The 13649-nt window shown below is 68.9% G+C and carries 9 protein-coding genes and 1 tRNA gene; 8 read left to right on the forward strand and 2 right to left on the reverse strand.

Features of this window, described 5'->3' with window-relative positions; all coding sequences use genetic code 11:
- Positions 1–2 precede the first annotated feature (2 nt).
- Both ACX1D0_RS13120 and ACX1D0_RS13125 read left to right on the forward strand, forming a co-directional pair.
- Positions 3–632 (forward strand): SIMPL domain-containing protein, encoded by a 630-nt coding sequence (locus tag ACX1D0_RS13120; protein ID WP_459018442.1) that lies wholly within the window; start codon positions 3–5, stop codon positions 630–632.
- 109 nt (positions 633–741) lie between these two features.
- On the forward strand, positions 742–2085 hold the full coding sequence (locus ACX1D0_RS13125; protein ID WP_459018444.1) for a M23 family metallopeptidase: 1344 nt from the start codon (positions 742–744) through the stop codon (positions 2083–2085).
- A 23-nt stretch (positions 2086–2108) separates the two neighbouring features.
- Here the strand turns inward: ACX1D0_RS13125 and ACX1D0_RS13130 are convergent, their stop codons facing one another.
- On the reverse strand, positions 2109–2858 hold the full coding sequence (locus ACX1D0_RS13130) for a sulfite exporter TauE/SafE family protein (protein WP_459018445.1): 750 nt from the start codon (positions 2856–2858) through the stop codon (positions 2109–2111).
- Positions 2859–3285: 427 nt separating this feature from the next.
- Between ACX1D0_RS13130 and gyrB the strand changes: the two genes are divergently transcribed.
- From gyrB to ACX1D0_RS13150, 4 genes are all read left to right on the forward strand, one after another.
- Positions 3286–5283 carry a DNA topoisomerase (ATP-hydrolyzing) subunit B gene (gyrB, locus tag ACX1D0_RS13135; RefSeq protein WP_459020453.1) on the forward strand — a complete coding sequence of 666 codons (1998 nt, stop codon included), beginning with the start codon at positions 3286–3288 and terminating at the stop codon, positions 5281–5283.
- A 576-nt stretch (positions 5284–5859) separates the two neighbouring features.
- Entirely contained in the window at positions 5860–8523 is a 2664-nt protein-coding gene (gene gyrA / locus ACX1D0_RS13140; protein ID WP_459018446.1) for a DNA gyrase subunit A, read from the forward strand.
- Positions 8516–9385, forward strand: coding sequence for a DUF3566 domain-containing protein (locus ACX1D0_RS13145; protein ID WP_459018447.1), 870 nt, complete (start codon positions 8516–8518; stop codon positions 9383–9385). Before gyrA ends, ACX1D0_RS13145 begins: the two co-directional genes overlap by 8 nt.
- 61 nt (positions 9386–9446) lie before the next feature.
- Positions 9447–9523 (forward strand) — tRNA-Ile (locus ACX1D0_RS13150).
- A gap of 60 nt (positions 9524–9583) precedes the next feature.
- Here ACX1D0_RS13150 and ACX1D0_RS13155 read toward each other — a convergent pair.
- Positions 9584–10855 carry a glycosyltransferase gene (locus ACX1D0_RS13155; RefSeq protein WP_459018448.1) on the reverse strand — a complete coding sequence of 424 codons (1272 nt, stop codon included), beginning with the start codon at positions 10853–10855 and terminating at the stop codon, positions 9584–9586.
- 332 nt (positions 10856–11187) lie between these two features.
- Here ACX1D0_RS13155 and ACX1D0_RS13160 point away from each other — a divergent pair, with 332 nt between their 5' ends.
- Both ACX1D0_RS13160 and ACX1D0_RS13165 read left to right on the forward strand, forming a co-directional pair.
- A complete protein-coding gene (locus ACX1D0_RS13160) occupies positions 11188–12567 on the forward strand; it encodes a ribulose-bisphosphate carboxylase (RefSeq protein WP_459018449.1) in 1380 nt (459 codons plus the stop codon).
- A gap of 24 nt (positions 12568–12591) precedes the next feature.
- Positions 12592–13647 carry a class 1 fructose-bisphosphatase gene (locus ACX1D0_RS13165; RefSeq protein WP_459018450.1) on the forward strand — a complete coding sequence of 352 codons (1056 nt, stop codon included), beginning with the start codon at positions 12592–12594 and terminating at the stop codon, positions 13645–13647.
- Positions 13648–13649: the final 2 nt, after the last annotated feature.

A 13649-nucleotide genomic window follows, 5' to 3' on the forward strand; every position in this document is an offset into this window, starting at 1 on the left:
GCATGCGCATCACCGTCACCGGCACCAGCCGGATCACGCTCCCCGCTGAGTGTGTCGCGGTCAACCTGACCCTGGGTTTCACCGGCCCGGACCGGAGCTCGGTGGTGGCAGACACGGCCGCCGCGACCGACGGGGCCCGGGTGCGCCTGGAGCGCGCCACGTCGTCGGGCACCGTCCGCGACGTCAGGTTGAGCGGCCTCCGCTCGTGGACCTCCACCCCGGTCAACACGTGGGGGCAGCCGACGCCGGCCCAGCACACGGCGGAGGTGCGGGGTTCGTTCGTCGTCGACGACCTCGCTGCTCTGGGAGACCTCCTGGGCGGGCTGGCCGGCACCCCGGGTGCCCAGGTGGGCTGGCTGGACTGGCGGCTGCGGGACGCCACCCTCGACGAGGTGCAGCCGCGGGCCTTGGCCGACGCTTTCGGCGACGCCGAACGGCGCGCCGGGTGGATCGCGACGGCGGCCCGACGCGGCACCGTCGAGGTGGTGGCGGTGCAGGACGCGGGCGGGGGAGTGATGCCGATGGCCAGCGCCCGGACGGCGTCGCGTGGCATGGAGGCCGCCCCCTCGATCAACCTGGATCCGCAGGACGTCGAGATCTCGGTGAGTCTCGTCGTCGAGTTCACAGCCTGACCAGAGCTCGCCTGAGAAAAGCCTGAAATCAACACACTAACTTTCTTCCAATTCTTGTCCCCACGTGGTTCCATGGGTAGGCACGGGCTAACCGGTATCGGGGGACTGGATGAAGCTTCGAGGGCTGTCGTCGGTGATCGCAGCAGCGGTCTCGGCGGCCCTGGTCGGAGGAGCCGTCACGTACGGGCAGGACCCGCTGACGGCGGTTGAGGCCGTGCCGATCGAACCCGTCCTCCACGTCGTGGCCCCCGCGCCCTCCTTCACCCAACCGCCGTCGCTGCCCATGGGCATGGTCGACGGGTCGGTGGTCGACGGCCAATGGGTCGACGGGTCGGTGGTCGACGGCGAATGGGTCGACGACCGTCCGCTCTCCTTTGATCCGTTCAGCGCCCCCACCCCCGAGGTGCTTCCCCTTGACGGCCCCCGCATGCCGGAGCCGGCACCCCCACCGGCACCGGAGACCATCCCGGCCGACCCGGCGATCGGCTCACTGGGCGAGCGGGCCGCGGGGGAGCTCTTCTCGATGCCCGTCATGGGGAGGCGCACGTCCGTGTTCGGGATGCGCTACCACCCTGTGCTGCGCGTGTGGAAGCTGCACACCGGCCTGGACTGGGCAGCACCGTGCGGCACCCCCGTCGGCGCCGCGGCGGACGGTCGGGTGGTCAAGGCGGGTTGGGCGGGCGGCAACGGGGTCCAGGTCAAGATCGACCACGGCATGATCGCCGGTTTCCGCGTGGTGACCACCTACAACCACCTCAGCGCCATCGGCGTCAGCCTCGGCCAGAGGGTCGAGGCGCTCGACGGGGTGGGTCGGGTGGGTAACACGGGCTACTCCACCGGATGCCACCTGCATTTCGAGGTCATCGTCAACGGACAGTTCACGGACCCCGAGCCGTGGCTGAACGGGCAGCCCTCCCGGGTGGACCTCAGCGCGGTGACGTTCTTCGATGTCCCCGCGTCGCCGTCGCCGCTGCCGTCGCTCAGCCCGAGCCCCAGCCCCAGCCCGTCGCCGAGCGGGTCACCGTCCCTGGTGCCTCTGCTCAGCGCCTCGCCCAACCCGAGCGTCGCCCTGTCGCCGAGCGCCAGCCCGTCGCCGTCGCCGAGCGCCAGCCCGTCGCCGAGCGCCAGCCCGTCCCCGAGCGCGAGTCCGTCGCCAAGCCCGAGCGCGTCGCCTAGCCCGAGTGATTCGCCGAGCCCCAGCGAGGCCATCCCGGTCACGAGCGCCGCGCCGTCGCCCACCGCATCCGTGACCCAACCAGAGCCCTCGCCCTCCTCCGCCCCCCCACCGGCGACCACCACGCAGGAACCCGTTCCCGAGACCACGACGGCGGCGCCTCCGCCACCCACGTCGCAGCCCGAGCCGGATCCGGTCGTCGAGCCCGAGCCTCCGCCCGCCGAGGATCCCGTGGTGGAACCGGTACCGGACCCGGTCGAGGGCTCCCCGACGCCCTGAGCCGGGGCCGGCGATGATCCCTGCTAGATGACCAGCAACGCTCCGGCCGCGATCACCGACGTGAGCAGGGTCAGGACGTCGAACGTCCGCTGCGGGACACGGTGGATGAGCGCGACGCCGATGACGGTGCCCAGCAGCACCACAGGGATGCCCCAGGCCACCGCCACCATCACCTGCGGCGTGAACAGCCCCAGGCTGAAGGTGAGCGGCGTCTTGGCCACGTTGACGATGAAGTAGAACCAGGCCGAGGTGCCGAGGAAGCGCATCTTCTCCACCTTCGCCAGCTGGAGATACACCGCCATGACGGGGCCGGCCGCGTTGGCGGCCATCGTCGTGAACCCTGCCGCGACACCCGCGCCTATCGTCAGCGCCCGATGCGGCGGGCCGGCGTCGAGCTCTGGTGTCGGCGCCCGGCGCCGGGCCAGCGTCGACAGCACCAGTTGCAGCAGCACCGACAGCAGCAGGATGGCTCCGATGGAGCGTCGCAGCACGAGGTCGTCGACGAACTGGATGAACAGGGCGCCAAGCAGGATGCCGGGGACGACGGAGGGCAGCAGCGCCCGCAGCAGCGACCAGTCGGCGGAGCGACGGTAGCGCAGGACGCCGATGATGTCTCCGGTGATGAGGAGCAGCAGCGCGGCGGCCGTGGACTCCTTCGTCGGCAGCGTCAGCGCCAGCAGCGCCACCGCCAGGGAGCCGAGCCCGCCGAAGCTGGTCTTGGCGATGCCGATGACCAGCGCCGCAGCGCCCACCACCACCCACGTCCACTCCACGAGCGTCTCCCTCTGTCGCGGGCAGGCTACTGCACCGCCCGTCGTCCGCCGCGCCAGGTGAGTTGAGCCGGACACGGCTCTCGGCGTGCCGCCACGAGCCTGATCCGGCATTCGTCGGCCGGGCAGACCCGTTTGATCGTTCCAGTGCCGGTTGAGACTGGGATCCGGCTCAAGGACCGGCGCCGTTGTGCCGCGCTACGGCCCCGGGAGGGATAGGGGACCTTGCCCCGACCCCCGCCGTCGTCGCGAATCGCGCAAATCCGGCGTCCCGTGGCGCGTCCGCGGTGGGCGATGCCTCGAAACTTGGGCTGTCAGGGTAGAATTGGCACGATCAACGGCGCCGGCCAGTCCGGCGCCCGTTTGTGTGGACAGGAGCAAAGTGAGCGAAGACGTACAGGTGGACGAGGAGTACCTCCCGAGCGAGCGGATGGAGGGCCTTCAGGACTCCGCGGACAACACCGTCTCCGGCCTCTATGACGCGGATCAGATCTCGGTCCTCGAGGGCCTCGAGGCGGTCCGCAAGCGCCCCGGCATGTACATCGGGTCCACCGGCGAGCGCGGCCTTCACCACCTTGTGTACGAGATTGTGGACAACTCCGTCGACGAGGCCCTCGCGGGCTACTGCGATTCCATCGAGGTGGAGCTCCTGGACGACGGCGGGGTCCGGGTCAAGGACAACGGCCGCGGCATCCCGGTCAAGGAACACCCCATCGAGAAGATCCCGACCGTCACGCTGGTGCTGACGGTCCTGCATGCCGGCGGAAAGTTCGGCGACGGCGGGTACAAGGTTTCGGGCGGCCTGCACGGCGTGGGCTCCTCCGTGGTCAACGCGCTGTCGGACAAGCTCATCGTCGATGTCCGCCGCGACGGCTACCGCTGGGAGCAGGAGTTCCACCTCGGCACCCCGGTGACGGAACTGGAGCGCCGCGAGGAGACCGACGAGACGGGCACCACCATCACGTTCTTCCCCTCCACGGAGACCTTCGAGACCACGCACTACAACTACGACACGCTCGCGACCCGCTTCCGTGAGATGGCCTTTCTCAACAAGGGCCTGCGGATCTCACTGATCGACCTGCGCGCGGACCGTCAGGTGGCCACGGGCGACGAGGGCGAGACGGACACCCCCTACGACGAGTTCCAGTACATGGACGGCCTCATCGACTACGTGAAGTACCTGTCCTCGGGCAAGGACGCGATCCACCCCACCGTCATCGCCGTCGAGGCCCACGCGCCGGACCAGGGCATGGGCCTGGAGATCGCGATGCAGTGGAACACGTCCTACACCAACAGCGTCTACACGTTCGCCAACACCATCAACACGCACGAGGGCGGCACCCACGAGGAGGGCTTCCGCACGGCGCTGACCAACACCGTCAACAGGTGGGGCGAGTCGTGGGGCCTGATCAAGAAGCGCGAGGACCGGGTCTCTGGCGACGACATCCGCGAGGGCCTCACCGCCATCGTGTCGATCAAGGTGGCCGAGCCTCAGTTCGAGGGCCAGACCAAGACCAAGCTGGGCAACACCGAGGCCAAGTCGTTCGTGCAGCGCGTCCTCAACGACCGCCTGGGCGACTGGTTCGAGCGCAACCCCGCCGAGGGCAAGGACATCGTGCGCAAGTCGCAGTCCGCCGCCGCGGCGCGAATCGCCGCCCGCAAGGCGCGCGACATGGCCCGCTCGCGCAAGGGCCTCCTGGGCGGCTCCGGCCTGCCGGGCAAGCTGGTGGACTGCCAGTCCACAGACCCCAGTGAATGCGAACTGTTCATCGTCGAGGGCGATTCCGCCGGCGGCTCGGCCCGCGGCGGCCGCGACCCCCGAACGCAGGCCATCCTCCCCATCCGCGGCAAGATCCTCAACGTCGAGAAGGCGCGCATCGACCGCATCCTCGCCAACAAGGAGGTCGAGGCCATCATCAACGCCCTCGGCGCCGGCATGCAGGAGGATTTCGACCTGGACAAGCTGCGCTACCACAAGCTCGTCCTCATGGCGGACGCGGACGTCGACGGCGCCCACATCCGCACGTTGCTGCTCACGCTGCTGTTCCGGTTCATGCGCCCGCTGATCGAGGCGGGGCACGTGTACCTGGCCCAGCCGCCGCTGTTCCGGCTGCGCTGGAGCAACGCCCCGCATGAGCTGGCCTACGGCGATACCGAGCGCGACGGGCTGCGCGATAAGGGCCTGGCCGAGGGGAAGAAACTGCCCCAGGTCAACCCCATCCAGCGCTACAAGGGTCTCGGTGAGATGAACGCCGACGACCTGTGGGACACCACGATGGACCCGGACAAGCGGATCCTGCTGCAGGTCACCATCGACGACGCCGCCATGGCGGACCAGATGTTCTCGATCCTGATGGGTGAGGACGTGGAGCAGCGCCGCACATTCATCCAGCGCAACGCCCGCGACGTCCGCTTCCTCGACATCTAACGCACGGGGGGCAAGCCCCCCGTGAGCCCCCCTCACGGGGCTCCGCCCCCGTGAGCCACCAGGAGCTCGCTCCGCTCGCACAACTGAATGGCCAGCAAACGCACGGGGGGCAGGCCCCCCGTGGGCCCCCCTCACGGGGCTCCGCCCCCGTGAGCCACCAGGAGCTCGCTCCGCTCGCACAACTGAATGGCCAGCAAACACACGGGGGGCAAGCCCCCCGTGGGCCCCCCTCACGGGGCTCCGCCCCGTGAGCCCACCAGGAGCTCGCTCCGCTCGCACAACTGAATGGCCAGCAAACAGGCTCCTTCGGAGCGTTTGCTGGGCTCGCTCCGCGAGCGGTCCGGCATCACCTGAGTTTTTGTGGTCCACCTCTCGCTCACAACTGAACCTGGCCAGCAACAGGCTCCTTCGGAGCGGTTTGCTGGGCTCGCACAACTTCATCAACCAGGAACCAAGCTCTTCGGAGCGGTTCCTGGGCTCGCTCCGCGAGCGGTCCGGCATCACCTGAGTTCATGTGGTCCACCTCTCGCTCACAACTGAACGACGACCACAACCACCTGGAAGGTTCTCTGACGCATGGCTGACGACGGCACCCCGATCCCCCCGGCATTCGGCCGGGTGGACCCGATCGACCTGCAGGTGGAGATCCAGCGCTCGTACCTGGACTACGCGATGAGCGTCATCGTCGGGCGCGCCCTGCCGGACGTGCGCGACGGCCTCAAGCCGGTCCACCGCCGCGTGCTCTACGCGATGTGGGACGGCGGCTACCGCCCGGACCGCGGCTGGAACAAGTGCTCCCGCGTGGTGGGCGAGGTCATGGGCCTCTACCACCCACACGGCGACACGGCCATCTATGACACCCTCGTGCGCCTCGCGCAGCCGTGGGCCATGCGCCTTCCGCTGGTCACCGGCCAGGGCAACTTCGGCTCCCAGGGCAACGACAAGGCCGCGGCCATGCGCTACACCGAGTGCAAGATGGCGCCGCCCGCCGTCGAGATGGTCCGCGAGATCGAGCAGAATACCGTCGATTTCAAGCCCAACTACGACAACCGCGAGGAGGAGCCCGTCGTCCTCCCGGCGCGGTTCCCCAACCTGCTGGTCAACGGCTCCACCGGCATCGCCGTCGGCATGGCCACCAACATCCCCTCGCACAACCTGCGTGAGGTCAACGACGCGGTGCAGTGGGCCCTGGCCCACCCCGAGGCGACGCGCGAGGAGCTGCTCGAGGCGGCCATGGCCCGCATCCAGGGCCCTGACTTCCCCGGCGCCGGCCTGATCGTGGGCCGCAGCGGCATCGAGGAGGCGTACCGCACGGGCCGCGGCTCGGTGACGATGCGCGCCGTCATGGACATGGAGGAGGATCCGAAGGGCCGTCAGCTCCTCGTCATCACCGAGCTGCCCTACATGTGCAACCCGGACGCGTTGGCGCAGCGGATCGCGGACCTGGTCAACGCCGGCAAGCTCACCGGCATCGCCGACATCCGCGACGACACCTCCGCCCGCACCGGCCAGCGCCTCGTCATCGTGCTCAAGCGCGACGCCCAGCCGCGCGTCGTGATGAACAACCTGTACAAGCACACGTCGCTGCAGGACACGTTCGGTTGCAACATGCTGGCCATCGTCGACGAGGTGCCCCGCACGCTGCGCCTGGACCAGTTCATCTCACTGTGGATCAAGCACCAGCTGGACGTCATCCGTCGACGCACCCAGTTCCAGCTCGACGACGCGGAGAAGCAGGCCCACATCTACCGCGGCTACGTGAAGGCCCTGGACGCGCTGGATGAGGTCATCGCGCTCATCCGCCGCTCGCCCAGCACCGACGAGGCCCGCGAGGGCCTGATGGACCTGCTGGACATCGACCAGGTGCAGGCCACGGCCATCCTGGACATGCAGCTGCGCCGGCTCGCCGCGCTCGAGCGGCAGAAGATCATCGACCACCTGTTGACCCTCGAGGCGAAGATCGAGGACCTCAAGCACATCCTCGCCCACGAGGAGCGGCAGCGCACCATCATCGCCACCGAGCTGCAGGAGATCGTCGACAAGTACGGCGACGACAGGCGGACCCGGATCGTCGCGGCGGACGGTGACTTCTCCGAGGAGGACTTCATCCCCGACGAGGACGTGGTGGTCACCATCACGCACGGCGGGTACGCCAAGCGCACGCGCGCGGATCAGTACCGCGTGCAGAAGCGCGGCGGCAAGGGCGTCCGCGGCGCCACGCTGCGGGCCGACGACGAGGTGCAGCACCTCTTCATGACCACCAACCACCAGTGGCTGCTGTTCTTCACCAACTTCGGCCGCGTCTACCGGACGAAGGCCTGGCAGTTGCCGGAGGCGGGCCGCGACGCCAAGGGCGGGCACGTGGCCGGCCTGCTGAGCTTCCTGCCGGAGGAGCGGATCGCGCAGGTGCTGGCGATCCGCAGCTACGAGGACGCCGAGTACCTGTTGTTGGCCACCAAGCACGGCCTGGTGAAGAAGACCGAGCTCAAGGCGTACGACTCGCCGCGGCAGGCGGGCGTCATCGCCGTCAATTTCCGCGAGGAGTCCGACGAGCTCATCGGCGCGTCGCTGGTCAGTTCCAAAGACGACGTGCTGCTGATCTCCCGCAAGGGGCAGGCCATCCGTTTCCAGGCCGACGACTCGCAGCTGCGGCCCATGGGGCGCGCCACCTCGGGCGTCACCGGGATGAAGTTCCGCCACGGAGACGAACTCCTGTCCATGGCCGTACTGCGGGCCGACGACGACCTCGAGGGCCAGTTCGTGTTCACGGTCACCGACGGCGGCTTCGCGAAGCGCACCGCCGTGGACTCGTACCGTCAGCAGGGTCGCGGGGGCCTGGGCATCAAGGCGATGCGCCTCAACGAGGATCGCGGCTCCCTGGTGGGCGGGCTCATCGTCGGCGAGGCGGACGAGGTGCTGGCCATCAAGGTCTCGGGCCAGGTGACGAGGTCCGCGGTGGCGGGCGTGCCGGTCAAGGGCCGCGACACCATGGGCGTCAAGTTCGTCGGGGTCAAGGGCGACGACGCCGTGGGCGCCATCGCGCTGTACCCGGAAGCGGAGGTCGCTGCCGAGGCTGCCGCCGCGGACGACTCCGCGGCAGACGATGATGTGGAGGCCTTCGACGACGCCTACGGCGAGATCGAAGAGGTCTCGACGGAGGACCCAGAGGGTACGGTAGGAGGCAGCGACGCCAGTCAGGTGACGCAGGAGCCGAACACCGAGGAGGGCGCTGATGAGTGAGAACCCGCCGCGCTGGCCATCCGCCTCCGGGGCACCGGGCCTCGACTTCTCTGCCCAGCGCCCACCCGAGGGGAACCGGGAGCAGCCCTCGCCGCCCTCGATGAACGGCAGTGTCCCTGCCCCGGCCGGAAGCGGGGCCACCACCGACGAGCCGTCGGTCACTCCCGCGCACGCTGGGCCGGCCTTCTCGCCGACCCCCGCGGCCGCGGACGACGGCGGACCGACCGATGCCACCACCGCTGACGCCGCCAATGACACCAGGACCATCCCGGCCGTCGCCGGGCGCGCGGCGAGGGTTGCCCAGGAGTGGGCGTCGAAGGCGAAGGTGGTCGTGGCCGATGCCGTCTCCCGCCCCCCCGCCACGCTCACCGGGCCGCCCGTGGAGCCGGGGGCTGTGGTTCCGCCCGTGGTGACCACGCCGTCGCGTGCGGCCACGTTCGAGCGGGTGGAGGGATCAGAGTCCTCGGTGGTCACGCCCGCGACGCGGGCGAGTCGCCGTACGCGCAAGGCGCGGCTGCGGTTGTCGCGCATCGACCCGTGGTCCGTCATGAAGACCACGTTCCTGTTCTCCATCGCGTTCGGCGTGATGATGGTGGTCGCGGCGTTCGTGCTGTGGTCGGTGCTCGCCGGCTCGGGGGCGCTGGAGTCGGCCAACGCATTCATCAACACCCTCATCGGTGACCAGGACACGGCGTTCAACATCGCGGACCTGCTGAGCATGACGCGCGTGCTGGGGTTCGCCACGGTGGTCGCGGCGGTGGACGTCGTCATCATCACGGCGGTGGCCACGCTCTTCGCGTTCCTGTACAACCTCGCCGCCACCGTCATGGGTGGCTTGGAGGTCACCCTCGCGGAGGACTGACCCCGTCGTCCCCGGTTTGCCGAGCCGCGAACCGGTGCGCTAGAGTTTGGCGTCGGTGAACGGGCCTATAGCTCAGACGGTTAGAGCGCTGCCCTGATAAGGCAGAGGTCACTGGTTCAAGTCCAGTTAGGCCCACCACAAGAAAACCCGCGTCGATCGACGCGGGTTTTCTGTCTCCGAGGATGATCGATGCCCGCGTCAGGGTGCCGGCGTCCGGGCGAGCAGCCGCTCGTAGACCGCTGTGCGGTCGAACTGCATGGCGTGCTCCAGAGCACGCTCCGCGAGGGTGGACCGTTCCTCGTCGGTCATCACGAGAATGGCGTGATCGAGGGCTGCCGCGATCCCGGCGGGGTCTTCCACCCCGATGAGCAGCGCGCAGTCGCCGACCGCTTCGCCGATGCCGCCCGTGGAGGTGGTGATGACGGGCCCGCCGCCCGCGAGCATGCTCTCCACCAGGGCGATGCCGAACGTCTCGACGAACTCGGGGATGGGCTTGCTGGGCAGCACGAACGCCGCGCTGCCGGCCATGAGGTGGGAACGCTCGCCGTCACTGACGTCGTCGAGGAAGAGGATCCGGTCAGCCGCGGGCGAAGTCGCCGCGACCTCCCGCAGGCGTGGGGCCTCCGGACCGTTCCCCGCGATCACCAGGCGCACGCGACCGCTGGCAGCGCTGCGCGCGAAACCCTCGATGAGGTCGTCGACGCCCTTCGCTTCGCTCAGCCGGGACAGGAAGAGGGCGTACTGGCCTCGCTCCAGTCCCCGTGCGGCCAGGGCCGCATCCGTGTCCTGCGCGCTGACGTCGGTGAACTGTCGCGCGTTGATGGCCGGGTAGGAGATGGCGATCTTTCGGCGGCACTGTTGGGCGAAGTTGGTGCCGTGACGCGCATCGAGGAGGGCGGCCTCGCTGACGATGAGGTCACGCGTGTACTCGGAGACCGCTACGCACAGGTCGTTGGCGAGGTAGACGGTCAGCAGGTGGGCGGCGGCGCCGTAGCGGCCGGACTCGATGCAGTTGCGCACCACGTTGGTGACGTCCGAGCCGACGGCCTCGGCGATGGTGACCACGCGCACCGGCAGGCCGGAGCGGTGCGCCGCGCGCAGGGCATCGTCGACCGCCACGGCGTGCGGGCTGAGATACAGCGACATGCACACGGTGGGGACGCCGTCGGTGAACAACTCGAACAGCCGCCCGGTGAGTCCAGCGAGGTAGCGCCCGTCGATCACCTTGTAGTTGCCCACGGGACCGGGACGCTCCACGGTGATGCCGTCCCGATAGGGCTCGATCGAATCGAGCGGCTTCAGCGGCAGCCCCGATTCGATGAGCCGCTCCAGGGGCCAGCTGAGGATGCGCACATCGTCGAAGCCGTGATCGATGGCCGCCTCGGCCAGGTTGCGTGCCTCGCCGGCGTGGCCACAGATCACGGGATCTGCGCGTACGACGAGCACGAGGCGTCGGGTGGGTCGTGTCACTGGTTCCTCCTGGTCTCCGCGGTGCGCGGAACACGGTCCGGACGCTACGGCATCCAGGCGACCGGAGACCACACGGCCGCCACTCGATCGCGATCCACCCACATGGGTCACCATGTCGGCACTCCCGCCACCTGGCCCGCGCCAGGCGAAGGACTGCGCTGAGAATGCGTGCGGCTTTCACCCGTCAGGTCCGCACATAGCTGCGGTCGAGGCATCCGATCGCGGATGTGGGCCGCACTCTTGCTGCATAGGCGCCAACGACGGCGCTCCGCCGCACAGCCCAGTGCGGCCCGGACGGCACCCCTCTCTCATCCCCCAACCGAGGAGTCATCGTGGACCAGTCATCCCGCTACGCAGATCTCAGCCTCCTGGAGGAGGACCTCATCGCCGGAGGTCGGCACATCCTGTGCGCGTACACGATGAAGCCGAAGTCCGGTTCTTACCTTGAGGCCGCCGCCCACTTCGCCGCCGAGTCGTCTACCGGGACCAACGTCGAGGTGTCCACCACCGATGACTTCACCAAGGGCCTCGACGCCCTCGTCTATCACATCGACGAGGCCGCCGAGGACATGCGGATCGCCTATCCGATAGATCTGTTCGACCGCAACATCATCGACGGCAGGATGATGATGGTCTCGTTCCTCACCCTGACCATCGGGAACAACCAGGGGATGGGCGACATCGAGTACGCGAAGATGTACGACTTCTACGTCCCGCGCGCGGCGATCAACCTGTTCGACGGGCCGGCTGTCGGCATCTCGGAGCTCTGGCGCATCCTGGGCCGGCCGGTCACCGACGGCGGCTACATCGCCGGCACCATCATCAAGCCCAAGCTGGGCCTACGTCCGGAGCCGTTCGCGCAGGCGGCCTACGAGTTCTGGCTGGGCGGCGACTTCATCAAGAACGACGAACCGCAGGGCAACCAGGTGTTCTCGCCGATGAAAACCACCATCCCGCTGGTCTACGACGCCATGAAGCGGGCGATGGACGACACGGGCGAGGCGAAGCTGTTCAGCGCCAACATCACCGCCGATGACCACGCCGAGATGATCGCCCGAGGCGAGTTCATCCTGCAGGCGTTCGGTCCGGATGCGGACAAGGTGGCGTTCCTCGTCGATGGCTATGTCGGGGGACCGGGTGCGGTGACGACAGCGCGACGCTACTTCGCGCGCCAGTTCCTGCACTATCACCGCGCAGGTCACGGGGCCGTCACCTCACCCAGCTCGAAGCGGGGATACACCGCCTACGTGCTGGCGAAGATGTCGCGGCTGCAGGGCGCGTCGGGCATGCACGTCGGCACGATGGGGTACGGGAAGATGGAGGGTGCCCGGGATGATCGCGCCATCGCCTACATCTGCGAGCGGGACCAGTACCAGGGACCGGCCTTCCACCAGGACTGGCACGGGATGCGCCCCACCACCCCCATCGTGTCCGGTGGCATGAACGCGCTCCGGCTGCCGGGCTTCTTCGAAAACCTCGGCCACGCCAACGTCATCAACACCGCCGGGGGCGGCGCGTACGGGCACCTCGACGGCGCCGGCGCCGGGGGCAGGTCGCTGCGGCAGGCGCACGAGTGCTGGGCGGCAGGTGCCGATCCGATCGAGTGGGCGGTCGATCATCGCGAGTTCGCCCGGGCGTTCGAGTCATTCCCGGCCGACGCGGATCTCCTCTACCCCGGATGGCGCCGTGCCCTCGGCGTCGGCACCCGGTGACTCCCAGGTCCTGAGGAGACCGACATGGCGCCACGGACGTTCACCCAGTACCTCCTTGATCTCCACGACTCGGGCGACGACGGCCATGCCCACATCCTCAGCGCGATAGCGGTGTCGGTGAAGCTCACCGCCGCCATGGTGAGCCGGGGCCAGTTGGCCTTGGGCGCCCTCGCTCAGCAGGGCCAGGGCGAGCACGGGGCGCTCCACCGGGGCCTGCGTCGCCTCGCCACCCGGATCCTGCTCGAGCAGGTGGCGGGGATCGAGCAGTTGGCCGCCGTGTCCATCGCGGGAGACCCCAGCATCCACCCGATCTCGGGCTCACCGCGCGGCCGGTATCTGCTGCTGTTCGAGGCGCTGCACGGATCGGTGAACCTCTGCGAGAACCAGACCGTGGGTCTCGCCTTCTCCATCCTGGAGCGTCCGGAGGGCGTCGGTGCGTGTGCCGAGAGCGACTTCCTGCAGCCAGGATCCCGACAGATGGCCGCCGGCATCGGGCTCTACGGCCCCAGCACAGTCCTGGTCCTCACCACGGGCAGGGGAGCGGACCGCTTCACGCTGGACCGCGACGTCGGCAACTTCGTGCTGACCGACGCGCGGATGACGATCCCGGGTCTGTCGGACAGCTTCGCGATCAACCCCTCGGATGCCCGGCACTGGCCGGCGCCCACCAAGCGCTACGTGGACGAGTGCCTCCGTGGAGCCGATGGTCCGCGCGGCCGCGACTTCAGGATGCGTTGGAACGCGTCCGCGGTCATCGGTGCGTTCCGAATTCTGGTCAACGGAGGCCTGTTCATGGTGCCCGATACCGGACGTCGCACCGGCTTGTGGGGCATGCCGCTGATGCACAACGCGGCGCCCCTGGCATTCCTGGCGGAACAGGCCGGCGGGGCGGCCACGACGGCAACGCAGCGGATTCTGGACGTGGTGCCCACCTCGCTGACCCAACGCCTCCCCATCTTCCTGGGCGAGGCAGGCGAAGTGGCCCGCGTGGAGAGGTACTTCGCCGAACACGAGCAGGGCCTTGACGAAGGGGCGTCGTATCCGCTGTTTCACAACCGCACGTTGTTCATCGAGCCTTAGGA

Source organism: Tessaracoccus pujii (assembly GCF_054483895.1).